25 protein-coding genes are annotated in these 24,034 nt (G+C 70.5%); 4 read left to right on the top strand and 21 right to left on the bottom strand.

Going from position 1 to position 24,034, the window contains the following annotated elements; genetic code table 11:
• Window positions 1-56: 56 nt before the first annotated feature.
• The 9 genes from KAF39_RS15725 to infC form a co-directional block, all read right to left on the bottom strand.
• Entirely contained in the window at window positions 57-965 is a 909-nt protein-coding gene (locus KAF39_RS15725; protein ID WP_210678443.1) for a glutamate ABC transporter substrate-binding protein, read from the bottom strand.
• Window positions 966-1,013: 48 nt separating this feature from the next.
• On the bottom strand, window positions 1,014-1,760 hold the full coding sequence (locus tag KAF39_RS15720; RefSeq protein WP_210678516.1) for an amino acid ABC transporter ATP-binding protein: 747 nt from the start codon (window positions 1,758-1,760) through the stop codon (window positions 1,014-1,016).
• 265 nt (window positions 1,761-2,025) lie between these two features.
• A complete protein-coding gene (locus tag KAF39_RS15715; protein WP_210678441.1) occupies window positions 2,026-2,988 on the bottom strand; it encodes a TAXI family TRAP transporter solute-binding subunit in 963 nt (320 codons plus the stop codon).
• Window positions 2,985-4,358, bottom strand: a complete 1,374-nt coding sequence (locus KAF39_RS15710) for a HAMP domain-containing sensor histidine kinase (protein ID WP_210678439.1) — start codon at window positions 4,356-4,358, stop codon at window positions 2,985-2,987. The genes KAF39_RS15715 and KAF39_RS15710 overlap by 4 nt, the downstream gene beginning before the upstream one ends.
• 3 nt (window positions 4,359-4,361) lie before the next feature.
• Entirely contained in the window at window positions 4,362-5,033 is a 672-nt protein-coding gene (locus KAF39_RS15705) for a response regulator transcription factor (protein WP_210678437.1), read from the bottom strand.
• A 23-nt stretch (window positions 5,034-5,056) separates the two neighbouring features.
• Window positions 5,057-5,869, bottom strand: a complete 813-nt coding sequence (locus KAF39_RS15700; protein ID WP_210678435.1) for an RNA methyltransferase — start codon at window positions 5,867-5,869, stop codon at window positions 5,057-5,059.
• 88 nt (window positions 5,870-5,957) lie between these two features.
• A complete protein-coding gene (gene rplT, locus KAF39_RS15695) occupies window positions 5,958-6,344 on the bottom strand; it encodes a 50S ribosomal protein L20 (RefSeq protein WP_025105279.1) in 387 nt (128 codons plus the stop codon).
• A 31-nt stretch (window positions 6,345-6,375) separates the two neighbouring features.
• Window positions 6,376-6,570, bottom strand: a complete 195-nt coding sequence (rpmI, locus tag KAF39_RS15690) for a 50S ribosomal protein L35 (RefSeq protein WP_116243323.1) — start codon at window positions 6,568-6,570, stop codon at window positions 6,376-6,378.
• A 73-nt stretch (window positions 6,571-6,643) separates the two neighbouring features.
• Window positions 6,644-7,282 (bottom strand): translation initiation factor IF-3, encoded by a 639-nt coding sequence (infC, locus tag KAF39_RS15685; RefSeq protein WP_370428515.1) that lies wholly within the window; start codon window positions 7,280-7,282, stop codon window positions 6,644-6,646.
• A gap of 233 nt (window positions 7,283-7,515) precedes the next feature.
• Here infC and KAF39_RS15680 point away from each other — a divergent pair, with 233 nt between their 5' ends.
• Complete coding sequence (locus KAF39_RS15680) at window positions 7,516-7,914, top strand: DUF1844 domain-containing protein (RefSeq protein WP_210678433.1); 399 nt, start codon at window positions 7,516-7,518, stop codon at window positions 7,912-7,914.
• 18 nt (window positions 7,915-7,932) lie between these two features.
• Here KAF39_RS15680 and KAF39_RS15675 read toward each other — a convergent pair whose 3' ends face one another.
• The 6 genes from KAF39_RS15675 to KAF39_RS15650 form a co-directional block, all read right to left on the bottom strand.
• Window positions 7,933-8,730: an SseB family protein gene (locus KAF39_RS15675; protein ID WP_210678431.1), complete on the bottom strand. Its 798-nt coding sequence runs from the start codon at window positions 8,728-8,730 to the stop codon at window positions 7,933-7,935.
• Window positions 8,714-9,460, bottom strand: coding sequence for a bifunctional 1-(5-phosphoribosyl)-5-((5-phosphoribosylamino)methylideneamino)imidazole-4-carboxamide isomerase/phosphoribosylanthranilate isomerase PriA (gene priA / locus KAF39_RS15670; RefSeq protein ID WP_210678429.1), 747 nt, complete (start codon window positions 9,458-9,460; stop codon window positions 8,714-8,716). Before priA ends, KAF39_RS15675 begins: the two co-directional genes overlap by 17 nt.
• A 111-nt stretch (window positions 9,461-9,571) precedes the next feature.
• Entirely contained in the window at window positions 9,572-10,207 is a 636-nt protein-coding gene (gene hisH / locus KAF39_RS15665) for an imidazole glycerol phosphate synthase subunit HisH (protein WP_210678427.1), read from the bottom strand.
• The gene (gene hisB, locus KAF39_RS15660) at window positions 10,204-10,821 is read right to left on the bottom strand and encodes an imidazoleglycerol-phosphate dehydratase HisB (RefSeq protein ID WP_210678425.1); all 618 of its coding nucleotides are present in this window, start codon (window positions 10,819-10,821) and stop codon (window positions 10,204-10,206) included. Before hisB ends, hisH begins: the two co-directional genes overlap by 4 nt.
• Window positions 10,818-11,912 (bottom strand): histidinol-phosphate transaminase, encoded by a 1,095-nt coding sequence (locus KAF39_RS15655; protein WP_210678423.1) that lies wholly within the window; start codon window positions 11,910-11,912, stop codon window positions 10,818-10,820. The genes hisB and KAF39_RS15655 overlap by 4 nt, the downstream gene beginning before the upstream one ends.
• A 72-nt stretch (window positions 11,913-11,984) precedes the next feature.
• A complete protein-coding gene (locus KAF39_RS15650) occupies window positions 11,985-12,353 on the bottom strand; it encodes a LysM peptidoglycan-binding domain-containing protein (protein ID WP_210678421.1) in 369 nt (122 codons plus the stop codon).
• Window positions 12,354-12,638: 285 nt separating this feature from the next.
• On the opposite strand from KAF39_RS15650, the gene lexA reads away from it, so the two are divergent.
• Window positions 12,639-13,325, top strand: a complete 687-nt coding sequence (gene lexA / locus KAF39_RS15645; RefSeq protein ID WP_210678420.1) for a transcriptional repressor LexA — start codon at window positions 12,639-12,641, stop codon at window positions 13,323-13,325.
• A gap of 57 nt (window positions 13,326-13,382) precedes the next feature.
• Here lexA and metE read toward each other — a convergent pair whose 3' ends face one another.
• Together metE and KAF39_RS15635 are read right to left on the bottom strand one after the other, a co-directional pair.
• A complete protein-coding gene (metE, locus tag KAF39_RS15640; RefSeq protein WP_210678418.1) occupies window positions 13,383-15,692 on the bottom strand; it encodes a 5-methyltetrahydropteroyltriglutamate--homocysteine S-methyltransferase in 2,310 nt (769 codons plus the stop codon).
• A gap of 21 nt (window positions 15,693-15,713) precedes the next feature.
• Entirely contained in the window at window positions 15,714-16,652 is a 939-nt protein-coding gene (locus KAF39_RS15635; protein WP_210678416.1) for a methylenetetrahydrofolate reductase, read from the bottom strand.
• Between the two features lie 184 nt (window positions 16,653-16,836).
• Here KAF39_RS15635 and KAF39_RS15630 point away from each other — a divergent pair, with 184 nt between their 5' ends.
• Entirely contained in the window at window positions 16,837-18,696 is a 1,860-nt protein-coding gene (locus tag KAF39_RS15630) for a prolyl oligopeptidase family serine peptidase (protein WP_210678414.1), read from the top strand.
• 4 nt (window positions 18,697-18,700) lie between these two features.
• Here KAF39_RS15630 and smpB read toward each other — a convergent pair whose 3' ends face one another.
• The 3 genes from smpB to ftsE all read right to left on the bottom strand — a co-directional run bounded on the left by smpB (window position 18,701) and on the right by ftsE (window position 21,263).
• Complete coding sequence (smpB, locus tag KAF39_RS15625; protein WP_210678412.1) at window positions 18,701-19,177, bottom strand: SsrA-binding protein SmpB; 477 nt, start codon at window positions 19,175-19,177, stop codon at window positions 18,701-18,703.
• 68 nt (window positions 19,178-19,245) lie between these two features.
• Window positions 19,246-20,160: a permease-like cell division protein FtsX gene (gene ftsX, locus KAF39_RS15620; RefSeq protein WP_210678409.1), complete on the bottom strand. Its 915-nt coding sequence runs from the start codon at window positions 20,158-20,160 to the stop codon at window positions 19,246-19,248.
• A complete protein-coding gene (ftsE, locus tag KAF39_RS15615; RefSeq protein ID WP_210678407.1) occupies window positions 20,157-21,263 on the bottom strand; it encodes a cell division ATP-binding protein FtsE in 1,107 nt (368 codons plus the stop codon). The genes ftsX and ftsE overlap by 4 nt, the downstream gene beginning before the upstream one ends.
• A 175-nt stretch (window positions 21,264-21,438) precedes the next feature.
• Between ftsE and KAF39_RS16070 the strand changes: the two genes are divergently transcribed.
• Window positions 21,439-22,851, top strand: coding sequence for a DUF2510 domain-containing protein (locus tag KAF39_RS16070; protein ID WP_246878782.1), 1,413 nt, complete (start codon window positions 21,439-21,441; stop codon window positions 22,849-22,851).
• A 60-nt stretch (window positions 22,852-22,911) separates the two neighbouring features.
• On the opposite strand, the gene prfB is transcribed toward KAF39_RS16070, so the two are convergent.
• Window positions 22,912-24,021 carry a peptide chain release factor 2 gene (gene prfB / locus KAF39_RS15605; RefSeq protein ID WP_210678405.1) on the bottom strand — a complete coding sequence of 370 codons (1,110 nt, stop codon included), beginning with the start codon at window positions 24,019-24,021 and terminating at the stop codon, window positions 22,912-22,914.
• Window positions 24,022-24,034: the final 13 nt, after the last annotated feature.

Below are 24,034 nucleotides of genomic sequence, written 5' to 3'. Positions count from 1 at the left end.
TCCCCTTCTCGGTTCAAGCTGTGGGGCGGCCCTTGGAGGAGGGCCGCCCCATCGGATCAGTACGCGTCGACCTCGGGCTGCTCGACCTCGATGCCGCTGGAGCCGAGGTTCTTGTCGAAGATCGCCTGCCAGATGTCGCCACCGTCGGTGAAGAGCTCGTTGATGTGCGCGCGGAAGACGTCATCGCCCTTGGCCAGGCCGACTCCGTAGCGCTCCTCCGTGAAGAGACCGCCGGTGACCTTCACGTCGTCCGGGTACTGCGCCGCGTAACCGATCAGGATGGCCTGGTCAGTGGTGACGGCGTCGACTTTGCCGTCGATCAGGTCCTGCACGCACGCGGAGTACAGGTCGTATTCCTGCGTCTTGATGTCGGGGAAGTTCGCCTTGATGTTCTGGATCGGGGTGGAACCGGTCGCCGAGCAGACGGTCTTGCCGTTGAAGTCCTCGAGCGCATCCGCGTCCTCCGCATCGGCGGCGACGAGGAGGCCCTGCCCCGTGATGAAGTACGGCCCGGCGAAGTCGATCTGCTCCTTGCGCTTGTCGTTGATCGAATAGGTGCCGACGTAGTAGTCGATGTCGCCGTTCACGATCGCCTGCTCGCGGTTCGCGGAGGCGATCGGCTTGAACTCGATCTTGTCCTCGTCATAGCCGAGGGAGGCCGCGATCCAGCGCGCGATGTCGACGTCGAAGCCGGTGCGCTCGTTCGTGGTCACGTCGAGGTAGCCGAGGCCGGGCTGGTCCTCCTTGACACCGACGACGACCTTGCCGCGCTCCTCGATGGCATCGAACGTCGGGCTGCCTTCGAGCTGCACGTCCGAGGCCACCTCGAACCAAGTGCTGTCTTCGCCCCCATCGCCGTCACCCCCACCTCCGGGGTTCGACGGCGTGCCGCTGTTGCAGGCCGTGAGCGCGAGCAGCGCCACCGTGGCGATCCCGAATCCGGCCAGTGTCCGTGTACGTCGCATGTGCGTCTCCTTCATGTGCTGTGCTGTGGGTGCGGGGTCTGGGGGAAGTCAGTGCGTGAGGAGCTTCGAGAGGAAGTCCTTCGCGCGGTCGCTCTTCGGGTTCGTGAAGAACTCCTCGGGCGTGGCCTCCTCGACGATGCGGCCGTCCGCCATGAAGACGACCCGGTCGGCCGCCTTGCGCGCGAAGCCCATCTCGTGAGTGACGACGATCATCGTCATGCCCTCATGGGCGAGCTCGACCATGACATCGAGGACCTCGTTGATCATCTCCGGGTCGAGCGCACTCGTGGGCTCGTCGAAGAGCATGACCTTGGGTTGCATGGCGAGGGCCCGCGCGATCGCGACGCGCTGCTGCTGGCCACCGGAGAGCTGCGCGGGGAGCTTGTTCGCCTGCTGGGCGACGCCGACGCGCTTGAGGAGCATCATCGCCTCCGCCTCGGCGTCGGACTTCTTCAGGCCACGGACCTTGATCGGGCCGAGCGTCACGTTCTCGAGGATCGTGAGGTGCGCGAAGAGGTTGAACGACTGGAAGACCATGCCGACGTCGGCCCGCAGGTGCGCGAGAGCCTTGCCCTCCGCGGGTAGCTCCTTGCCGTCGATGCGGATCGAGCCGCTGGTGATGGTCTCCAGGCGGTTGATCGTGCGGCAGAGCGTCGACTTGCCCGAACCGGAGGGGCCGATCACGACGACGACCTCCCCCGCGTTGACGGTGAGGTCGATGTCGCTGAGCGCCTGGAACTCGCCGTAGTGCTTCTGGACGTTCTCGACGACGACGAGCGGGGTTTCAGAGGTCATCATTTCTCCAAACTAGCCACGCGATGCGCGCGGTTCCAGGCACCACGGTGAGGTTTACACGTTCGTAATCACCTGATCGCGGCGCCAATGCGTCTTCGCAAGGGCACCCCACGGCCCGCCCCCTCGGGCCGCGGGATCGCCCTGCTGCCACGCTCCCAGCGACAGCAGGCAGCAGGTGTCCGATCGTGTGCGATCGACCTCACCCTGGCAGAGCACGGGGACGGCTGTCAGGGATCTTGAGGATTTCTTGAGGGGAACCCGGCGGTCAGCGCCGCAGATCCCGGTAGTAGTCCTCCGCGCCGGGATGCAGCGGCACCGGGCCCGTGAAGATCGCCGACCGCCGGTCCAGCAGCGCCGCCGCGGGAACATCCGCCGCGATGGTCGTTCGCGCCTCGAAGAGACCCGCGACGACATCGTGCACGACTCCGGCGGGGGTGCCGCCGGCCGTCACCAGGTAGTTCGGAACGGCCATGGTCACGACCGCAGCGTCGAGACCGTAGGTTCCGGCGGGCACGTCGGCGGGGCGATACGCATGCGAGTAGCGCTCGTTCACCGCGTTCACCCAGTCCTGGTCCACGGGAAGCAGCCGGACCGCGACGGAGTCGGCGAGCCCGGCGATGCCGGGCGTGGGCAGCCCGCCCACCCAGAAGAACCCGTCGATCTCCCCCCGCTCCATCGCCGCGATCGATCCCCCGAGGTCGAGCTGAGGATCGTCGATCGCCTCGACCGCGACCCCCGCCGCGTCGAGCACACGCCCCGCGATGACGTTCACCCCGGAGTTCTCCGCGCCGAGCGAGATCCGGCGGCCGGCGAGATCCGCGATGTCGTCGAGGGCGGAGTCCTCCCGCACCACCACCTGGAGGTACTCGTCATAGAGGCGCGCCACGGCCGCGATGTCCAACGGCGCGGAGAACGCGCCCGTCCCGGCGACGGCATCGGCCGCGGCGTCGCCCTGCGCGAATCCGAGCAGGGCCGCTCCCGAGCTCACGCGCAGGAGGTTGTCGACCGACCCCGCCGTCTCCTCAGCCACGACGTCCACACCCAGGCGCTCCGACAGCTCCGTCGCGAGGCGGCTGCCGTAGTCGTGGTAGACACCGGTCGGGCTGCCTGCGGCGATCACGGACGACGACTCCGGCCACCCTTCGGAGCGCGGGCCGCACGCGCTCAGCGCCGCCGCCGCCACGACCGCGAGCAGTCCGGCGAGCAGACGCCGTCCTCCCCGACTCACGACGCCGCCTCCGTCGGCAGGACGAGCGTCACGAGGAGGCCCCCGCCGTCCGCGCCGCTCACGCGGAGCGCGCCCCCGACCGTCGCGAGGAGGTCGGTCGCGATCGCGAGGCCGAGCCCCGTGCCCGGCATGTCGCCGCTGTCCGGGCTGCGCCAGAAGCGATCGGCGGCCGCGGAGGTCTGCTCCTGCGTCAGGCCGGGGCCGTGGTCGCGCACGGTCAGCCGACATTCGTCGTCCGCACGCTGCGCCCCCACCTCGATGGTCGAGCCCTCCGGCGAGTACTTCACGGCGTTGTCGATCGCCGCATCCAGGGCGCTCTCGACGATCGTCCGATCCGTCACGGTCATCACCGAGGGGTCGCCCGTGCGCGTCAGCACGATCGCCCGCTGCGCCGCCACCTCCTGCCAGGCTTCGACGCGCCGGGCGGCGACGGCCCCGAGATCGACCGCCGACATCGTGGAGTCGGTACGACCGCCGCGGGCCAGCCCGAGCAGAGTCTCCAGGATCCGCGTCATCCGCCGGCCCTCCTCCCGAGTCTCCTCGACGTCGTGCGCCCAGTCCCTGCCCAGTCCCGTCGCCAGATGCTCGACCCGGAGCAGGAGGGCGTTGAGAGGATTGCGCAGTTCGTGCGAGGCGTTCAGCGCGAACTCCTGCTGCCGGGTCATGACCCGCTCGATCTCGTCGGCCATGCCGTTGAATACCCTCGTCATCCGCCGGAGCTCCGGCGGCCCCGTCCCCTCGGCCACACGGGCGTCCATCTCGCCGCGCTCGATCGCGGCCATCGCCTCGTCCAGCCGGCGCACCGGCGAGAGGACCCAGCGCGCGAGGCCGGCGACCAGGAGCACCCCGAGACCGCTCAGCAGCAGGACGATCGCGCCCAGCACGAGCGTCTGCCGCACGATGACGCCCTGAGGGATCTCCGTCCCACCCGCCACGAGCACCGCGCCGATCACGTCGCCGTCATCGAACACCGGCTCGACGAGCGCCGCATCGGACACCACCCACGGCGACGCCGTCGGCTGCTCGGCCCGCCGCCCCGACAACGCCAGCCGCACCCGCTGCGCGTCCTCCTCCGACAGCACCGTGTCACCGTGGTCGCCCGCCGCCCACGGGCTGCCGGTGAGGTCGAACACGGTCACCTCGATCCCGTACACCTCCTGGAACCGACGCACTTCGGCATCCATGACCGCCGGGCTCCCCGACCGCAGCGCCTGCCGGGCGCTGGTGGCGAAGTATCCGAGGTCTCCCAGCTGATCCGCGTAGAAGGACTGCTGCACACTGCGGGCCGCGCTCCATCCGGCCACGCCGCCGAGCGCGACGAGCACGAGGACCAGCGGAACGAGGAAGACGACGATCAGACGGCGGCGCACGCGTCAGGACCCCGCGAGCCGATAGCCGACACCCCGCACGGTCTCGATGAACGCGCGGTCCCCGCTCTTCTTGCGGATCGCCGCGACGTGCACCTCGAGCGAGTGACCGAAGCCCCGCCAGTCCGTGTTCCAGACCTCGCGGATGAGCCGCTCCTTGGGCACCGCCACTCCCGGGTACCGGGCGAGGACCCCCACGATGTCGAACTCCTTGCGGGTGAGCCCGAGCGGCACGCCGCCGATCTGCACCTCTCTGGCCACGAGGTCGATCTGCACTGCGCCGTCGTGGAGCAGCACCCGGGTCTCCGGCTCGCTGCGCAGGGGTCGCGACCGACGGGTGACGGCCTCGATCCGCGCCAGCAGCTCGTGCACGTCGTATGGCTTCACGACGAAGTCATCCGCGCCGGCGCGCAGCCCCTTGATCCGTTCCGCGACCTGGTTGCGCGCGGTCACGATGACGATCGGGACGTCGGAGCGCCCCCGGATGCGCCGGCACAGATCGATGCCGTCGACGTCGGGCAGCCCGAGATCGAGCAGCACCACCTCGGTGTCGGCGTCGAGGTGCTCCATCGCCGCGGCTCCGTCGGCGGCGTGCACCGTGGCATAGCCCGAGCGCGCGAGGAAGGCCTGCAGTGCCCCCGCCACCCGCTCGTCGTCCTCGACGATCAGTATCCGCATCGCGCGTCCCGTCCGTCGCCCGGTCAGCCGGTGGCGGCCGCGCGTTGCGCGAACGCGCTCTCGTACAGGCAGACGCTCGCCGCGGTGGCCAGGTTCAGCGATTCGGCCCGGCCGAAGATCGGCAGCCGCAGGACGCGGTCGGCCCTCGTCAGCGCCTCGTCCTCGAGCCCGCGCGCCTCGTTGCCGAACAGCCACGCGGTCGGCTGCGCGAGGATGCCCTCGGCGCGCGCCGCGAGGAGGTCGTCGCCCTTGACGTCGGCGGCGAGGATCCGGAGGCCGGCGTCGTGCGCGCGCCGAGCGACCTCGTCGAGGTCTCCCCCGACGGAGACCGGCAGATGGAAGAGCGAGCCGGTCGTCGCCCGGACGACCTTCGGGTTGTAGGGATCGACCGTCCGGCCGGTGAGCACGACGGCGTCGGCACCGGCGGCGTCCGCCGCACGGATGATGGTGCCCAGATTGCCCGGGTCGCGCACCTCCTCGCAGATCGCGACGAGCTGCGGCGTGCCCGCGAAGATCTCACGGACCGACGTGGGCGTCTGACGCACCACGGCGACCAGCCCCTGGGGCGTCACCGTGTCGGCCATGGCGTTGAGCACGTCCTCGCTCACGTACTCGACCTCGATGCCGGCGTCGTCCGCCTTCGCCCGGATGTCCGGGTGCTTCTCCCACCCGTGCGGGGTCGCGAACAGCTCGACGATCGCTTCGGGACGGTACGTCAGCGCCTCACGGACGGACTGCGGACCTTCGAGCAGAAAAAGACCGGTCTCGGTGCGCGCGCTGCGCTTGGTCAGCTTGGCGACGGCACGGACTCGGGGGGAACGGGGGTTCTCCAGCACGATCTCAGTCTACGGTCAGCCCGCGGCGGCCCGGATACGCGGAACGGGCGCCTTCCCGGAGGAAGACGCCCGTTCGGAAGCGTGATGCTTACGCAGCCGACTTCGGCGCGTTGACGTCGGAGGGCAGAGCCTTCTTCGCCGTCTCGACCAGCGTCGCGAACGTCGCGGCGTCGTTCACCGCGAGGTCGGCGAGCATACGACGGTCGACCGTGACACCCGCGAGGCCCAGACCCTGGATGAAGCGGTTGTACGTCATGCCGTTCTGGCGGGCCGCAGCGTTGATGCGCTGGATCCACAGACGACGGAAGTCGCCCTTGCGCTTGCGACGGTCCCGGTACGAGTAGACCAGGGAGTGGATGACCTGCTCCTTGGCCTTCCGGTAGAGGCGCGAACGCTGACCGCGGTAGCCGGAGGCGCGCTCGAGGATGACCCGACGCTTCTTGTGGGCGTTGACCGCCCGCTTGACTCTTGCCATTTTCCTGTGTTCCTATCGTGCGTTCGGCGCGTCAGCGACCGAGAAGCTTGTTCGCGACCTTGGTGTCTGCCTTCGACAGCACCTGGTCCTGGTTGAGGCGACGGGTGCGGCGGCTCGACTTGTGCTCGAGGTTGTGGCGCATCCCGGCCTGCTGCTTCTTCAGCTTTCCGCTGCCGGTGATCTTGAAGCGCTTCTTAGCACCCGAGTGGGTCTTCTGCTTCGGCATCTTCTCTTCCTTCGTATGGCGCCTTGTCAGGCGACGGGGTCAACCCGCGGTGCGGGAGTTCTGGGGGCGGGGCTTATTCCGCCGGGGCGTCCGCGGAGGCGTCCGCGTCGTTCTTCGCGTCGCGCGCGGCCTGCTTGTTCGCGGCACGCACGGCGTTCTGCTCCTGCTTCGCCTCGGACTTGCTCTTGTGCGGCGCGACGACCATGACCATGTTGCGGCCGTCGATGGTCGGGTTCGACTCGACCGTGCCGAACTCGGCGACGTCCTCGGCGAACTTGCGCAGCAGACGCACACCCTGCTCCGGACGCGACTGCTCGCGACCGCGGAAGAGGATCATGGCCTTGACCTTGTCACCGGCCTTGAGGAAGCCCTCGGCACGCTTGAGCTTCGTCGTGTAGTCGTGCGCCTCGATCTTCAGACGGAAGCGGACTTCCTTGAGGATCGTGTTCGCCTGGTTGCGACGCGCTTCCTTTTCCTTCTGCGCGGCCTCGTACTTGAACTTGCCGTAGTCCATGATCTTGACGACGGGCGGCTTCGAGTTCGGGGCGACCTCGACGAGGTCGAGATCGGCTTCCTGGGCGAGACGCAGCGCTGCCTCGATGCGGACAACGCCGATCTGCTCACCCGCGGGGCCGACGAGGCGGACCTCGGGGACGCGGATGCGCTCATTGGTACGGGGATCGCTGATGCGGAGCTCCTTAGACGATGTGATTCGGCCACCGCGATGCTGTCTGCATCCCGGGCGAAATCGGAGTCGTCCCCCACCCACCGGCTCTCAGACGCCGGCTCCGCACCCTGTCTACCGGTCCCCTCGTGACGATCGGAGCCGGCGGAGTGCAAGACCCGGTAGCCTGGAACGGCAAGCGCGGGTGGGAAGTGAATCCTCTTTCGTTCCAGAGCATGACGCTCCGGAGCCCGCCAAAGTCTAACAGAAAGCAAGGCGAAGTGACGAACCAGGCATCGGACGAGGCGGCGCGCGAGCGCGAGGAGCGATGGGCACGTCAGGAGGAGGCCGCCTCGTCGGCCGTCCGCGACATCGCCGATGTCCCGGCCGTCGAGGTCATCACGACCGCGGCCGTGCACCTCATGAGCGCGGCAGCCGTCAAGCTCGGTCTCGCGGACGACCCCGACGCGGCGGCCCAGATCGACCTGGACGAAGCGCGCAAGCTCATCAACGCCCTCGCCGGACTCATCACCGCCGGCGCTCCTGAGATCAGCGACATGCACGCACGGTCACTGCGTGACGGTCTCCGCTCGCTGCAGCTCGCCTTCCGCGAGACCTCGTCCATCCCCGACCCGATCGGCAAGGGACCCGGCGAGAAGTGGACCGGCCCGGTCACCTGACCCGGGCCGCGCTCCGCCTCAGGCGCTGCGGCGGAGCTTGACCGTCAGCGAATCCGCGAGGACGGCGATGCGGTCGTCCGCCGCCCACCGCTGGGCGAGGCGGGCGAGCACCGCATCCAGCACCTCACGCTCCAGGCCGTCCACGAGCTCCAGCACCACGATGAGCTCGGGACCGCGAAGCCGCGCGTCCGGGTCTCCGGGAGCGACGGCGACATCGATCACCGCCAGTTCGTGCGCGATGCTCTCGCGGAGCGCCGTGACCACCTCGGGCGAGAAGAAGCTCGGCTCCCATCCGTGCCCCTGGGCGATCGCCCAGACGGCCGGACGCCGGATCACGAACTCGGTGTCCGATGTCGGGTCGAGCACGATGAGGTCGGTGTCCTCCGACGCCGCCGCCAGCGCGGCACGCACCGCCTCCACCGGGATCGGACGCGCGGTGGCGTCCCAGCGCTGCATCGTCTCCACCGAGGAGAACACCGGCTGGACGCGCCGGCCGTCGGGCGCGGCGACGGTGACGATGGACAGCTCCTGGGTCTTGTCGACCACGAGCCCGCTGGGAGCCACGCCCTCCTCGCCCTTCTCGGCGATCAGCGGGATCAGCACCCGGGCGGAGCGGAAGGCGTCGACGACCTCCGTCTGACTCCCCTCCCCGGCGCGGAAGCGGTGGAGCGCGGCGAGGAGAGCCGGATCCGCCGAGCCGTCGTCCGCGGTGTGCGGATTCGACTCGAAGCGCCGCCCCTCCCAGGGCACCCCGGCGGAATCGGCCCGGTGGTGCGACTCGGGACCGCAGGCGTGCGGGTCAGTCTCCGGCGACATCCAGTGCCTCCGCCAGCGTGAACGCCCCGGCGTACAGGGCCTTGCCGACGATGGCGCCTTCGACGCCCAGCGGGACCAGCGCGCGCAGCGCCGCGATGTCGTCGAGGTTCGAGATCCCCCCCGATGCGACGACCGGCTTGGGCGTCCGCGAGGTCACCTCGCGCAGGAGGTCGAGGTTCGGGCCGCGCAGCGTCCCGTCCTTCGTCACGTCGGTGACGACGTAGCGGCTGCATCCGGCGTCCTCGAGGCGCTCGAGCACCTCCCAGAGGTCGCCGCCCTCCTTCGTCCAGCCGCGGGCCGCGAGGGTCGTGCCGCGCACATCCAGGCCGACGGCGATCGCCTCGCCGAACCGGCTGATGACGTCGGCGGCCCACTCCGGGTTCTCCAGCGCGGCGGTGCCGAGGTTGATGCGCGCGGCGCCGCTCTCCAGCGCCGCCTCCAGGCTCGCGTCGTCGCGGATCCCGCCCGAGAGCTCGACGTTGACGTTCTTGAACTGCTTGATGACCTTGCGCAGGATCGGGGCGTTGCTGCCGCGCCCGAACGCCGCGTCGAGGTCGACGAGATGGATCCAGGAGGCCCCCTGCGACACCCACTCCCCGGCGGCGTCCAGAGGGTCGCCGTAGCTGGTCTCGGTGCCGGCCTCCCCCTGCGTGAGACGGACCGCCTTGCCGCCGGCGACGTCGACCGCGGGAAGGAGCGTGAGCGAAGGGGACTGCGCGAAGTCGTTCATGGGGTCCTTGGTTCGGGTGGCTCTATGGCCCGAGAGGGCACGAGAGACGAGGGTAGTCCGCCGCACGGCGCGAGACAAAACGCATGACGCGCGGCGATGAGGCGGCTGGTGTCAGAGGCTCTGCACCCAGTTGCGCAGCAGCTGGATGCCGGCCTCGCCGGACTTCTCGGGGTGGAACTGGGTGGCCGAGAGCGGGCCGTTCTCGACCGCCGCGAGGAACGGGTCGCCGTAGGTCGCCCACGTCAGCACGGGCTGCGGGAACGGCGGGATCACGTCCAGCTCCCACGACTGCGCCGCGTACGAGTGCACGAAGTAGAAGCGCTCCTGCTCGATGCCGCGGAACAGCACGCTGTCCTCCCCCGGCTCCACTGTGTTCCAGCCCATGTGCGGCAGCACCGGAGCGTTGAGCTCGGTGACCGCTCCGGGCCACTCACCGAGGCCCGCCGTGTCGTGACCGCGCTCGACGCCGTGCTCGAAGAGCACCTGCATGCCGACGCAGATGCCGAGCACGGGACGACCGCCCGCGAGCCGACGCCCGATGATCTCGTCCCCGCCGTGCGCGTGCAGGGCGTCGCGAACGGCCTGGAACGCGCCGACGCCGGGGACGAGGAGACCGTCGGCCTCGAGCGCCTCCGTGCGGTCACGCGTGAGGACGGCATCGGCACCCGCGGCGACGAGCGCCTTGACCGCGGAGTGGACGTTGCCCGACTCGTAGTCGAAGACCGCGACGCGGGGAGCGGCGCTCACAATGCTCCCTTGGTGGACGGGATGCCGTCGACGAGCGGGTCCAGGGCCTTCGCCTGCCGGAACGCGCGCGCGAACGCCTTGAACTCGGCCTCCGCGATGTGGTGCGGATCGCGGCCGCCCAGCACGCGGACGTGCACGGTGAGCGCGGCGTTGAAGGTGATCGCCTCGAAGACGTGGCGCACGAGCGACCCGGTGAAGTGGCCGCCGATCAGGTGGTGCTCGAAGCCGGCCGGCTCCCCCTCGTGCACGAGGTAGGGACGACCCGAGATGTCGACGACCGCCTGCGCGAGCGCCTCGTCCAGCGGGACGAGCGCATCGCCGTAACGCGAGATGCCCGACTTGTCGCCGAGGGCGGCGAGGATCGCCTGACCGAGGACGATCGAGACGTCCTCCACGGTGTGGTGCGCGTCGATGTGGGTGTCCCCGGAGGCACGGACGGTGAGGTCGGTGAGCGAGTGCTTCGCGAACGCCGTCAGCATGTGGTCGAAGAAGGGCACCGAGGTGTCGATGCGGCTCACACCGGTGCCGTCGAGATTCAGCTCGAGCTCGACGGTCGACTCCGACGTGGTGCGCACGCGGCTCGCGGTCCGGGCGGTGGGCGCGGGGATGGTCATGATGCCGATCCTATCGAGGCCAGAGCATCCAAGAACGCGGTCGTCTCCGCCTCCGTGCCGGCGCTGACGCGCAGGTGACCGGGGATGCCGACATCGCGGACGAGCACGCCGCGGTCGTAAAGCTGCTGCCAGGTGGCCTGCGGGTCGGCGACGCCGCCGAACAGCACGAAGTTGGACCAGGACGGGTGCGGCGTGTAGCCGAGCGCCTCGAGCGTCGCCGTGATGCGGTCCCGCTGCTCCACGATCTCCTGCACCATGCCCAGCATGACGTCGGCGTTGCGGAGCGCCGCGACCGCGGCCGCCTGCGTCAGGGCGCTCAGGTGGTACGGGAGCCGCACGAGACGCAGCGCGTCGATGAACGCCGGGTCGGCCGCCAGATAGCCGACGCGCGCCCCGGCGAAGGCGAACGCCTTGCTCATGGTGCGCGAGACGGCGAGACGGGGACGCCCCTCCAGCAGCGTGAGCGCGGACGACGCGTCCCGCGGTGCGAACTCCTGATAGGCCTCGTCGACGATCACGACGCCGCGGGCGGCGTCGTAGACCGCTTCCACCACGTCCAGCCCGAGCGGGGTCCCTGTCGGGTTGTTGGGCGAGCAGAGGATCACGATGTCGGGGTCGGCGTCGCGCACCTGCTGGGCCGCGTCCTCGGGCGTGACGGTGTAGTCGGGCTGCCGCGTCCCGGCGATCCAGGACGCTCCCGTGCCCTTGGCGATGAGCGGGTACATCGAATAGGTCGGGCTGAACCCGAACGCCGTGCGGCCCGGGCCGCCGAAGGCCTGGAAGATGTGCTGCAGCACCTCGTTGGAGCCGTTGCCGGCCCAGATCTGCTCCGCCGTCAGACCGTGGCCGAGATAGCCGGCGAAAGCCTCCCGCAGCGTCGTGAACTCGCGGTCCGGGTAGCGGTTCACGTCCCGGATCGCCACCGCGATGTCGTCCAGGATGTCGCTGGCGACCGCGTCCGGAACCGGATGCGTGTTCTCGTTGACGTTCAGCGCGACCGGAAGGGGCGCCTGCGGGGCCCCGTACGGCGTGAGTCCGCGCAGATCGTCGCGGAGCGGGAGATCATTGAGGGAGAAGGTCACCCTTCCCATGTTAAGAGCCGCACGCGGCATCGAGGTCATCGTGACGACGGAAGAACCGCGGGCACCGAGGGCCTCCCGACGTCAGTCGGTGTAGCGAGCCGGGAGCGCGAGCTCCTGGCCGACCTGCAGCTCGCCGCCACGGAGCAGGTTCATCCGGCTGATCTCACCGATGACATCGCGCGGATCGGCCTCGGGGGCGATCGCACTCGCGATGGACCACAGGGTGTCGCCGGGCATGACCGTCACCGTCTCGACGGCAGCGGCCGGCGCATCGGCGCCCGACGCGATGGCGCTGCCACCGCTGATGGCCGCGAACGCGATACCGGCGGCGAGCGGGATCGAGGCGAGAGCGAGCAGGGTGCGGCGGCCTCGCGCCGTGATCCGCAGCCGGGTGGCCGGACGGGCCGATGCCGGAAGGGCGGTCGCGGTGCTGAGGCTGATGCTGCTCATGTCTGCTCCTTAGCTGTCCCGGTGCCGTCGGCCCGGGGAGGTTGGCGTAGCTTTCGCATCCGCGTCTCGGCCGGGAGGCGTGGATGCGAAGCTACGTTCCGAAGATATCTTCGATTTCGAACATCTGTCAAGCTGTCTTCGAAAGCCGGATCGGGGAATCGACCGACACGCTCGAACAGATCTTCCAGATCGGCGCTCTTCTCGGATACGGTTTCGATAAGGACACCCCACCACGGGCCACCGACATTCGAAGCGGCACGTCGGATCACGCACTGAAGGAGCACCATGAGCGACACCTCAGCCCTCGAATCCGAGGCGCCGCGCACCCGCCGTCGCAAGAGCCTCAGCCCGAAGCAGATGGCGATCCTGGAGGTCATCCAGACCTCGATCGCGCAGAACGGCTACCCGCCGAGCATGCGCGAGATCGGCGACGCCGTCGGGCTGAAGTCGCTGTCCAGCGTCACGCACCAGCTCGGGCAGCTCGAGCTCAGCGGCTACCTCCGCCGCGATCCCGGCAAGACCCGGGCGATGGAGGTCCTCATCGACCTCCCCGGCACCGGAGCCGAGAATCCCGCCGACGTCGCGACCCCCGTCGGCGACGCCGCCCTGGTCCCCCTCGTCGGCCGCATCGCCGCCGGTGTGCCGATCACCGCCGATCAGCAGGTCGAGGAGATCTTCCCCCTTCCCCGGCAGCTCGTGGGCAAGGGCGATCTCTTCATGCTCAAGGTCTCCGGCGAATCGATGATCGACGCCGCCATCTGCGACGGGGACTGGGTCGTGGTCCGGTCGCAGAACACCGCGGAGAACGGCGAGATCGTCGCCGCCATGCTCGACGGCGAGGCCACGGTGAAGGTGCTCCGCCGCCGCGACGGACACACCTGGCTGCTCCCCCGGAACTCCGCGTTCGAACCGATCCTGGGCGACGAGGCCGTGGTGCTCGGCAAGGTCGTCGCCGTCCTCCGAGCGGTCTGACACGTACGACGAAGGCCCTCCCGGATCACCGGGAGGGCCTTCGTCGTACAGGGGACGTCAGGCCGTGACGGCGACGTCCGCGCGGACCCGGTGGGTCGCCTCGACGATGTTCCGGAGCGAGGCCGTGGTCTCCGCGTAACCGCGGGTCTTCAGACCGCAGTCGGGGTTCACCCAGAGCTGACGGAGCGGGATCTCGTCGACCGCGCGGCGCAGCAGCGACTCGACCTCCTCGACCGTCGGCACGCGCGGCGAGTGGATGTCGTACACGCCCGGGCCGATGCCGTGATCGAAGCCGACCTCGGCGATGTCCGCGACGACCTCCATGCGGCTGCGCGCGGCCTCGATCGAGGTGACGTCCGCATCCAGCGCCCGGATCGCGTCGATGACGACGCCGAACTCCGAGTAACAGAGGTGCGTGTGCACCTGCGTCGCCGCGGCCGCGCCGCCCGTGGCCAGGCGGAACGAGGCGACCGACCAGTCGAGGTACGCGGGCTGATCGGCCTGCTTGAGCGGCAGCAGCTCGCGCAGCGCCGGCTCGTCGACCTGGATGACCTGGATGCCCGCCGCCTCGAGGTCGGCGATCTCCTCACGCAGCGCGAGCGCCACCTGGTTGGCGGTCTCGCCGAGAGGCTGGTCGTCGCGGACGAACGACCACGCGAGGATCGTGACCGGGCCCGTGAGCATGCCCTTCATGTGCTTCGCGGTGAGCGACTGGGCGTACGCCGACCAGGCCACCGTGATGGGCGCCGGCCGGGAGACGTCTCCCCACAGGATGGAGGGACGGGTGGCCCGGGAGCCGTACGACTGCACCCAGCCGTGCTCGGTGACCGCGAACCCGTCGAGATGCTCCGCGAAGTACTGCACCATGTCGTTCCGCTCCGGCTCGCCGTGCACGAGCACGTCGAGCCCAAGGTCCTCCTGCAGCGACACGACCGCGGCGACCTCGCGGCGCAGGAACTCCTCGTAGTCGTCCTGGGGCACCTCGCCGCGCAGGAACTGGGCCCTGGCCCGCCGGATGTCACCGGTCTGCGGGAACGAGCCGATCGTCGTCAGCGGCAGCGCGGGAAGGCCGAGCGCCTGCTGCGCCTCCTCCCGCTCCGGGTACGGTGCGCGGGCGAAGTCGGCGTCGGTGAGGGAGCGGGACCGGACGGCGCCGTCGCGGACGCCGGGTGCCGACAGGCGGTCCTGCAGCGCGGCGGTCGCGGCATCGAGCTCGGCGGCGATCGCCGCGCGCCCCTCGGCCAGACCGCGGGCGAGGACGACGACCTGCTGCACCTTCTGATCCGCGAACGCGAGCCACGACACGAGGCGCGGGTCCAGGGCGGTCTCGTCCTCGACGTCGTGCGGCACGTGCAGCAGCGAGGTGGACGTCGCGGCCGACACCGGCGCGCCCAGAGCGCGGAGCGCCTCCAGGGAGGCGAACGCCGCAGCGAGGTCGCCCCGCCAGATGTTGTGCCCGTCGACCACACCGCCGACGAGGGTCTTGCCCTCCAGCCCGGGCACGGCGTCCGGGACGACGCCACGCACGAGGTCCACGGCGATCGCCTCGACGGGAGCGGCGGCCACGGTGGCGAAGGTGTCGCCGAGGCTCGCGTACGGCGCCGCGATGAGGAGCGCGGGCCGATCGGCGGCGCCGCCCAGGGCCGCGAGTGCGTGCTCTGCGGCGGACGCCAGCTGCGTGGTCGAGGCCGGCAGCGACTCGCTCACGAGCGCGGGTTCGTCGAGCTGCACCCACTCGGCCCCGGCGGCACGCAGCCGGGCGAGCAGGTCGGCGTACACCGGGAGGAGGTCATCGAGGCGCGACAGCGGATCGAAACCCTCCGGCGCGGCGTCCGAGGCCTTCGCCAGGGCCAGGAGCGTGACCGGTCCGACGATCACCGGGCGGGTGACGAACCCGTCCGCGACCGCCTCCGCGACCTCCCGCACCAGCCGGTCGCCGGAGAGGGAGAACACCGTCTCCGGTCCGATCTCGGGCACGAGGTAGTGGTAGTTCGAGTCGAACCACTTCGTCATCTCGAGCGGCGCCCTGTCGCCCTCGCCCCGGGCGATGGTGAACAACGCGGAGAGTCCGATCGTCCCGTCGGCCTCGCGGAGGTCGTCGAAGCGCGCCGGGATGGCCCCGACCGTGACGGCGGCGTCCAGGACCTGGTCGTAGTACGAGAAGGACTCCGGGATGGCCGAGTCCGTGCGGCCGAGACCGAGGGCGGCGAGACGCTCGCGCGTCGCCCGACGCAGGTCTGCAGCGGTCCGCTCCAGCTCCTCCTCGTCGATGCGTCCGGCCCAGAACGCCTCGACGGCCTTCTTCAGCTCGCGGCGGCGGCCGATGCGGGGATAGCCGAGGATGGTGCCCTCGGGGAATGCGGTCATGATGTTTCCTTTCGGCGGGGTCTAGTGCCGGAGCGCCGGGAGGATGCCGGCTTCGGCGAGGACGGTCAGGACGGTCTCGTGCTGGTTGAAGGCGTAGAGGTGCACGCCGGGGGCGCCGCCGGCGACGACATCGGCCGCGAGGCGCGCGGCCCACGTGATCCCGATCTCCCGACGCCCCTCCGCCGTGGGCTCGACATCGAGGGCGATCGCGAGTTCGCTCGGCAGGTCCTCCCCCGTCAGCTCCAGCACGCGGGCCAGCCGGGCCGGTGACGTGATCGGCATGATGCCGGGGAGGATCGGGATGGTGACGCCGCCCGCCCTGGCGCGCTCGACGAAGGCGAGGTAGTCGTCGGGGTGGAAGAACAGCTGCGTGATCGCGAAGGTCGCACCAGCCGCCTGCTTCGCGAGCAGTGCCTCGACGTCCTGCGTGCGGTGCGTCGCCCGCGGGTGCCCCTTCGGGAAGGCCGCGACCGCGATGTCCACCTTCTGCCGGGGCGCCACGAGCGCGGCACCCGGAAGGCCCGGTACCGGGGATTCCCGATAGGGCGCGCGTTCGGCCTGCACGCGGTCGATGAGCTGCACGAGCTGGGCGGCGCTCTCCAGGTCTCCCAGGAACGGTTCGGTCTGCCCGGCGGGCGGATCGCCGCGGAGGGCGAGGAAGCGGAGGATCCCGGCGTCGAGGAACTCGCGGATGAGGGCGGTCGCCCCGGCGTAGGTGTTGCCGACGCAGGTGAGGTGCGCGAGGGGCTCGACGTCGGTGTGCTCCCGGATGAAGCGCAGCACGTCGAGCGAGCGGCCTCCGGTCGACCCGCCGGCACCGTAGGTCACCGAGAGGAACTCGGGCCCGGCCGCGGCGAGGCGGCGGACGGTGTCGTGCAGCGCCTCCTGGCTCGACTCCGACCGAGGCGGATAGAGCTCGAAGGAGAACGGCACACGGGAGGCGTCGATCGTGGAAGACATCTTCACTCCAGGGGACAGGGGCCGGGGTCCGCGCACGACGAAGAGCACGTCGTTCGCGGGCGGGTGCCGGGCTCGGCTGTCGCTCCACGCCCGGAGGGGACCGGGCGTTTCCAGAAACCTAGAACACCGCCTCGCCCGCCCGCACGAGTGTGACGTCGTGTGTCACCGCCCATAGGCTCGAGGCATGTCCTCCCCGTTCGGTTCCTGGTCCTCCCCCTTCACCGCCGCGGCCGTCGCCGGGGCGTCCCCGCGCATCGACGGCGCCCGCTTCGTGGGCGACGAGGTGTGGTGGGGCGAGTCCGTCCCGGCGGAGGGCGGACGGGTGACGGTGCGCAGCTCGACGGGCGCGGAGATCCTCCCCGCCCCGTGGAATGCGCGCTCCCGCGTGCACGAGTACGGCGGGGGCGCGTGGACGGCCGAGGGCGACACGCTGTACTTCGTCTCGGGCGCCGACCAGCGCGTGCATCGGATGGATCGGGGGGCGGAGCCTCAGCCCCTCACCGCCGCCGGTCCCTCGCACGGTGGGCTGCGCGTGCAGGGTGGCCGTCTGTTCGCCGTGCGGGAAGACCTCTCGGCCGTGCCGCACCGCCGCGCGATCGTGGAGATCCCGCTGGACGGATCCGCCGCGGACGATCCGGCCGCGGTGCGCGTGATCGCCGAGGGCCCCGGATTCTTCGCGCACCCGGCACTGTCTCCCGATGGCACCCGTGTCGCCTGGGTCGAGTGGCAAGCCGACAGCATGCCGTGGGAGAGCGCCGCGCTCGCGATCGGATCGCCGACCGGCGGGACGGTGACGCACGTCCCCACGTCGGCGGCCCTGCAGCCGGAGTGGGCCGGCGACGACGCCCTCGTCTTCGCGGACGACGCCACGGGACGCTGGCAGCTCCAGCTCCTCCCCCTGGACGGCCTCCGCGCCGGGACGCCGCGGGCCCTGACCTCCTCGGACGCCGACACCGGATACGGGCTCTGGGTGCTCGGCAACCGCTGGTTCCAGGTGCAGGAGAACGGAGCCGTCGTGGCCGTCCGCACGAACGGGCGCGACGCCGTGCAGATCGTGTCCCCGGACGGCTCCGTCCGACCGCTCGCGGTGCCCGGCGACGGGCACCTCAGCGTCGACGACGTCTCCGGCTCGCGGGTGCTGCTGAGCGGGGACGGCTCGACGGTGACGTCCGGCGTCTGGAGCGTCGACACCGACACCGGCGATGTGGAGACCGTCACCGGTGGCCTCCCCGTCGACCGCGACTGGATGCCGGGCGCGCAACAGCTCGTCGTGGAGGGCGCGCACGGTCCGGTCCACGCCTTCGCGTATCCCCCGGCCTCCCCCGAGGCCACCGGGGTCGACGGCGAGCTGCCGCCCTACGTCGTCCTCGTGCACGGCGGACCGACCGCGCACGTGACCGGTGCCGCCTCCGCCTCGATCGCCTTCTTCACGAGCCGCGGCATCGGGGTGCTGGACGTGAACTACGGCGGGTCCACCGGATACGGACGCGCGTATCGGGACCGTCTCCAGGGCCAGTGGGGCGTCGTCGACGTGGACGACGTGATCGCAGCCGCCCGGGGCCTCGCCGAGGCCGGGCTCGCCGACCCCGCCCGCATCGCGATCCGCGGCGGATCCGCCGGCGGATGGACGGTGCTTTCGGCGCTCGTCCGCGGCGGGACGTTCGCCGCGGGCATCAGCCGTTACGGCGTCGCGGACCTGCGCATGCTGGCCGCCGAGACCCATGACTTCGAGGCGTCGTACCTCGATGGCCTGGTGGGCCCCCTCCCCGCTACGGAGGACGTGTACATCGAGCGCTCGCCCCTCACGCACGCCGACCGGATCGACGTGCCCGTGCTCCTGCTGCAGGGCGGGGAGGACCGCGTGGTGCCGCCGTCCCAGTCCGAGGCGATCCGCGACGCCCTGGCGGCGAACGGGATCGACCACGAGTACGTGCTCTATCCGGGCGAGGGCCACGGTTTCCGCAGCGCGGAGACGATCGTGGACGCCCTGGAGCGGGAGCTGGCCTTCCTCGGCCGGGTGTTCGGCTTCACGCCGAGCCTCTGAGCGGCTACTCGCCCATGCGGTTGCGCAGGCGCATCGCGCGCTCGGCTTCCCTGGAGTCCTGACGCTCGCGGAGGGCCTGCCGCTTGTCGAACTCGCGCTTGCCCTTCGCGAGGGCGATCTCGACCTTGGCGCGGCCGTCCGAGAAGTACAGCTTCAGGGGGATGAGCGTGTATCCCCCGGCGGAGACGGCGTGCGCGAGCTTCGCGATCTCCTCCCGGTGCAGGAGGAGCTTCCGGATGCGCTTGGCCGAGTGGTTCGTCCAGTGCCCCTGCGAGTACTCCGGGATGTGCACGGCGTCCAGGAAGACCTCGTTGCCCTTCACGAACGCGTAGCCGTCGCTGAGGTTCGCGCGCCCCTGGCGCAGTGACTTGACCTCGGTGCCGGTGAGCACCATCCCCGCCTCGTACGACTTCTCGATGTTGTAGTCGTGACGCGCGCGACGATTGGTCGCGATGACCTTCTCCCCGCGTTCCCTGGGCATGATGATCTCCTGTGCTGTGATGCGATGGACGGCTCGACAGCGGATCGGTCGAGCAGCCTTTCAGAGTATCAGGTGCGCAGCCAGCGCCGGATCGCGAACCCGGCGGACAGGGCGGCGAGGACGACACCGATGCCGACCAGGACCGGGACCACGAGGATCGCATCCTGCATCGTCACCCACGTGGTGATGAAGGGCACACGTCCGCGCAGGTAGCCGTTCACGCCGAAGTGCATGCCAGCCACGACCGCCGCGCTGGCGAGGGCCGAGCCCAGGAAGGCGGCGAACACGCCCTCGAGCACGAAGGGTGTCTGGATGAAGCGGTTCGAGGCACCCACCAGGCGCATGATCCCGATCTCCTTCCGTCTCGCGTAGGCGGACAGACGGATGGTCGTACCGATCAGCAGGGTCGCGGCGATGAGCATGAGGACGGCGATACCGACGGCGATGTAGGTCGCCACCGTGAGCGCGGAGAACAGCGGTTCGAGGTACTGGAGCTGGTCCTGCACCTGTTCGACACCCGCCTGCCCGCTGAACGCCTCGGCGAGGACCTGCGACTGCCCGGGGTCTTTCATCGTGACGAAGAAGACCTCGAACGCCTGGTCCGGTGAGAGCACGCTGGCCTGCTCCTCGCCGACCTGCTCCACGAGCTTGGCGTAGGTCTCCTCCTTCGTGTCGAAGCTCACCGAGCTGATGAGCGGGGACAACGCGTCGCCCTCGAGCTGGGCGCGCACCGCGGCGACCTGCTCCTCGCTCGCGGCCCCGTCCACACAGGTGTCCGACTCCGAGACCGCCGAGCACATGTACACGGCGACCTGGGCACGCTCGGCCCAGTAACCCCGCATCACGCCGATCTGGGACTGCATGAGGATCGCGGCACCGACGAACGTCAGCGACACGAAGGTGACGAGCACGACGGAGATCACCATCGAGATGTTGCGCCGCAGGCCGACGAGGGCCTCGGTCAAGATCAGGCCGATTCTCATGAGGTCGGGCCCACTTCCTCGTCGTCCTGGTCGGACAGTCCGAGGCGGTCGGCGACGCCGAGTTCGGCGACATCCACCTCAGGGATCACGATCGGGTGGGTGCGCGGCGGCAGCGCGGCGGCGCGCTCGGCTGCCGGCTGCTCCGGTGCGGGCTGCTCCACGGCGTCGGGCGGCTCGACCACCCCGGCGTCCCGCTCGGGCTCGGGCGGCTCGACCACCTGCGGTCTCGGTTCGGCGGCGGGCTTGGTGACAGCGGGCGCCGCGGCGGCGGCCCGGCGCTGCGCGTCCAGCTCTTCGGCGAGGGCGGCGCGGACCACGGAGAGGTCGGCGGTCTGCCGCTGCACCTCCTGCACGGCGGTCAGGGCGGCGGCGGCGGCGGCACCGCGCACCTCTTCCGGCCCGAGGCGCGGGATGTTGGAGGTGTCGCCGTACCCGCCGTGCACCTCGTCGCGGACCATCTCTCCGTCACGGAGCTCGATGACGCGACGACGCATCTGGTCGACGAATCCGGCCTCGTGCGTGGCCATCAGCACCGTGGTGCCGCCGGCGTTGATGCGGGCGAGCAGCTGCATGATGTCGACGGAGGTCGCGGGATCCAGGTTTCCGGTGGGCTCGTCGGCGAGCAGCACCTGCGGACGGTTGACGAGGGCCCGGGCGATCGCGACGCGCTGCTGCTCACCGCCGGAGAGCTCGTGCGGCATGCGCTTCTCCTTGCCGTCGAGCCCGACGAGCGCGAGCGCCTCGGGGACGGCCTGCTGGATGAAGCCCCGCGAGGAGCCGGTGACCTGCAGTGTGAAGGCGACGTTCTGCGCGACCGTCTTGGAGGGCAGCAGCCGGAAGTCCTGGAAGACCGAGCCGATGTGGCGTCGGAAGTAGGGCACCTTCCGGTTGGCGAGGGCCCGCAGGTCGCGGCCGAGGACGGCGACACGACCGCTGGTCGGCACGTCCTCGCGCAGGATCAGACGCAGGCAGGACGACTTGCCGGAACCCGAGGCACCGACGAGGAAGACGAACTCCCCGCGCTGGACCTCGAAGTCGACACCGGACAGGGCGGGCTTCGACGTCCCGCGGTAGCGCTTCGTGACGTTCTCGAACCGAATCATGGCGATTCGAGCCTAAGCGCGGCACCGGCCGCGGCCGCGTGCGACACCCCGCGGCGCCGCAGGCGACATGGGTATTCCTCCCCGTCCTCCGACCACATCGGCGTCCCTCCCCGCTGCTATACATGGAGTGTCGACTCGCGTCCATCGTGCGAGCGCACACACGGAGGGGACCCCCATGACGACACCTGCCGGCTGGTACGACGACGGTTCCGGGCGCCTGCGCTGGTGGGACGGCCAGCAGTGGACGGAGCACTTCGCACCCGACACGACCGCTGCGGCGACCGACGAGGCGGTCGCGGAGACCACCCCCGCGGAGAGCACGCCCGCGGACAGCGCTTCCGCGGCCTCGGAGGACGCCGTCGCGAGCGTTCCCGAGGACGCGCCGCCCGCGAGCGTTCCCGAGGACACTCCGGTCGCCCCGATCGAGGAGGCCGCCGCGGCGTCTGCCACGGAGCCGTCCACCCCCGCGGCGGTCGCCGCGGAGCGCGAGATCGCCCCGGACGAGCCCGCGACCGACTTCATCGTCTCGCCCGAGCCCGCGCAGGACTGGACCGCGCCGGCCAGCGGCGCGCATGACCTCCCCGGGGCGGCGCCCGTGGTCCCGCCGGCGGCCGACGGCGGCCTGGCGACCGCGCCTCCGGCAGCGCCGGTTCCACCCGGCCAGAGCGCGTACTCCGGCCAGAGCGGCTATGCGGCGCCGGGCGCCTACCCGGGGCAGCAGAGCGCCGGCGGGTACCCGGGTCAGCAGAGCGCCGGCGGGTACCCGGGGCAGCCGTCGGCCGGCCAGTACCCGGGCCAGGCTCCCTATCCCGGGCAGCCGTACCCGGGCCAGCCGTACCCGGGCGCGACGACTGCTCCGGAAGGGCCGAAGAAGGTGTCCGTCCTCGGCCTGGTGGGCCTGGGGATCGCCGCTCTCGGTCTCATCCTCGCGTTCATCCCGCTCACCCTTCCGTTCGCGTGGTTCTTGCTCGCGGCCGGGTTCATCGTCTCGCTGATCTCGCTGTTCCTGAAGGGCACGAAGTGGCCGGGCATCACCGGCCTCGGGGTGTCCGTGCTCGGCGGGATCGTCGCGATCATCGTGAGCATCGTCTTCGTCGTCACGGTCGCGAACTCCGTACGCCCGGACACCCTCCCTGACTTCGGCGACGGCACCGAGACGACCGCGCCGGACACCGACGGCGGCACGGGCGAGGTCTCCGAGGGGACGCTCGGCGAGGCCGTGACGGTTCCGCAGATGTCCGGCACCGCCGAAGTCACGATCCGGTCGGCCACGTGGGGCACATCCAACGGCTCCTCGTTCGAGGCCACCAACGGCGGATACCTGGTGCTGGATCTCGCGTGGGAGTCCCTCGACGGCACGACATACGTCAACCCGCTCTACTTCGCGGTCGAGACCGCGGACGGCACGGAGGGCGACTACGACATCTTCGGCGACGCCACCCTCGAGTCCGGGGAGCTCACGGCCGGCAAGTCCGCCGAGGGCACGATCTCGTTCGACGTCGCCCAGAGCTCGTCGTACGTCGTGGTCATCACCGACGAACTGCTGCAGGAGGTCGCCCGGGTGACCGTCGAGGCCACCGCGCGCTGACGCGCAGCGCTCCGCGCACGACGAAGGCCCCGGGGATTCCCCGGGGCCTTCGTCGTGGTGTCAGTCTTCGTCTTTGCGCTTGCGCCAGCGGATGCCCGCCGAGATGAAGTCGTCGAGGTCGCCGTCGAACACGGCGGCCGGGTTGCCGGATTCCTGTCCGGTGCGGAGGTCCTTCACGAGCTGCTGACCGTAGAGGAAGTAGGAGCGCATCTGGTCGCCCCAGCTCGCGGTGATGTTGCCCGCGAGCTCCTTCTTCTTGGCGGCCTCCTGCTCCTTCTGCAGCAGAAGGAGGCGGTTCTGCAGCACGCGCATCGCCGCGGCGCGGTTCTGGATCTGCGACTTCTCGTTCTGCATCGACACGACGATGCCGGTCGGGAGGTGCGTGATGCGCACCGCGGAGTCGGTGGTGTTGACCGACTGCCCACCGGGACCGGAGGAGCGGAAGACGTCCACCCGGATGTCGCTCTCGGGGATGTCGACCTCGGTCGCCTCTTCCATGAGCGGGATGACCTCGACGGCGGCGAACGACGTCTGGCGCTTGTCCGCGGAGCCGAACGGGCTGATGCGCGCGAGGCGGTGGGTCCCGGCCTCGACGGAGATCGTGCCGAAGGCGTAGGGCGCGTCGATCTCGAAGGTCGCGGACTTGATGCCGGCGCCCTCCGCGTACGAGGTGTCCATGACCTTCACGGGGTACTTGTGGCGCTCCGCCCAGCGCAGGTACATGCGCATGAGCATCTCGGCGAAGTCGGTGGCGTCGTCGCCGCCGGCACCGGAGCGGATCGTGACGATCGCGCTGCGGTCGTCGTACTCGCCGTCGAGCAGCGTCTGCACCTCCAGCTGGTTGATGAGGTCGGTGAGCGTCTGCAGCTCCTTGCGCGCCTCGATCGCCGACTCCTCGTCGCCCATCTCGTTCGCCAGATCGACGAGCACCTCGAGGTCATCGAGGCGCTGGGCGATGCCGGTGATGCGGGCGAGCTCCGACTGGCGGTGGCTCAGGGCGCTGGTGACCTTCTGCGCGTTCTCGGTGTCGTCCCAGAGGTCGGGCGCGCCGGCCTCTTCGCTGAGCCGCGCGATGTCCTCGCGGAGACGGTTGACATCGACGACCTCGCTGATGTCGCCGAAGGTGTGCCTGAGCGCCTGGATTTCGGCGGAGAGATCTAGTTCGAGCATGACACCTCAGCCT

Origin of the sequence: Microbacterium sp. BLY (assembly GCF_017939615.1) — a bacterium.
GTDB lineage: Bacteria > Actinomycetota > Actinomycetes > Actinomycetales > Microbacteriaceae > Microbacterium.
This window is presented reverse-complemented; position numbering and strand designations above follow the sequence as displayed.

Excerpts from the sequence above, each read along its gene's own strand:
- KAF39_RS15725 (WP_210678443.1), bottom strand. The coding sequence starts at position 965 with ATGCGACGTACACGGACACTGGCCGGATTCGGGATCGCCACGGTGGCG.
- KAF39_RS15720 (WP_210678516.1), bottom strand. The coding sequence starts at position 1,760 with ATGACCTCTGAAACCCCGCTCGTCGTCGTCGAGAACGTCCAGAAGCAC.
- KAF39_RS15705 (WP_210678437.1), bottom strand. The coding sequence starts at position 5,033 with ATGCGGATACTGATCGTCGAGGACGACGAGCGGGTGGCGGGGGCACTG.
- rplT (WP_025105279.1), bottom strand. The coding sequence starts at position 6,344 with ATGGCAAGAGTCAAGCGGGCGGTCAACGCCCACAAGAAGCGTCGGGTC.
- rpmI (WP_116243323.1), bottom strand. The coding sequence starts at position 6,570 with ATGCCGAAGCAGAAGACCCACTCGGGTGCTAAGAAGCGCTTCAAGATC.
- KAF39_RS15675 (WP_210678431.1), bottom strand. The coding sequence starts at position 8,730 with ATGTCGCCGGAGACTGACCCGCACGCCTGCGGTCCCGAGTCGCACCAC.
- priA (WP_210678429.1), bottom strand. The coding sequence starts at position 9,460 with ATGAACGACTTCGCGCAGTCCCCTTCGCTCACGCTCCTTCCCGCGGTC.
- hisB (WP_210678425.1), bottom strand. The coding sequence starts at position 10,821 with ATGACCATCCCCGCGCCCACCGCCCGGACCGCGAGCCGCGTGCGCACC.
- KAF39_RS15655 (WP_210678423.1), bottom strand. The coding sequence starts at position 11,912 with ATGGGAAGGGTGACCTTCTCCCTCAATGATCTCCCGCTCCGCGACGAT.
- KAF39_RS15650 (WP_210678421.1), bottom strand. The coding sequence starts at position 12,353 with ATGAGCAGCATCAGCCTCAGCACCGCGACCGCCCTTCCGGCATCGGCC.
- lexA (WP_210678420.1), top strand. The coding sequence starts at position 12,639 with ATGAGCGACACCTCAGCCCTCGAATCCGAGGCGCCGCGCACCCGCCGT.
- metE (WP_210678418.1), bottom strand. The coding sequence starts at position 15,692 with ATGACCGCATTCCCCGAGGGCACCATCCTCGGCTATCCCCGCATCGGC.
- KAF39_RS15635 (WP_210678416.1), bottom strand. The coding sequence starts at position 16,652 with ATGTCTTCCACGATCGACGCCTCCCGTGTGCCGTTCTCCTTCGAGCTC.
- KAF39_RS15630 (WP_210678414.1), top strand. The coding sequence starts at position 16,837 with ATGTCCTCCCCGTTCGGTTCCTGGTCCTCCCCCTTCACCGCCGCGGCC.
- smpB (WP_210678412.1), bottom strand. The coding sequence starts at position 19,177 with ATGCCCAGGGAACGCGGGGAGAAGGTCATCGCGACCAATCGTCGCGCG.
- ftsX (WP_210678409.1), bottom strand. The coding sequence starts at position 20,160 with ATGAGAATCGGCCTGATCTTGACCGAGGCCCTCGTCGGCCTGCGGCGC.
- ftsE (WP_210678407.1), bottom strand. The coding sequence starts at position 21,263 with ATGATTCGGTTCGAGAACGTCACGAAGCGCTACCGCGGGACGTCGAAG.
- KAF39_RS16070 (WP_246878782.1), top strand. The coding sequence starts at position 21,439 with ATGACGACACCTGCCGGCTGGTACGACGACGGTTCCGGGCGCCTGCGC.
- prfB (WP_210678405.1), bottom strand. The coding sequence starts at position 24,021 with ATGCTCGAACTAGATCTCTCCGCCGAAATCCAGGCGCTCAGGCACACC.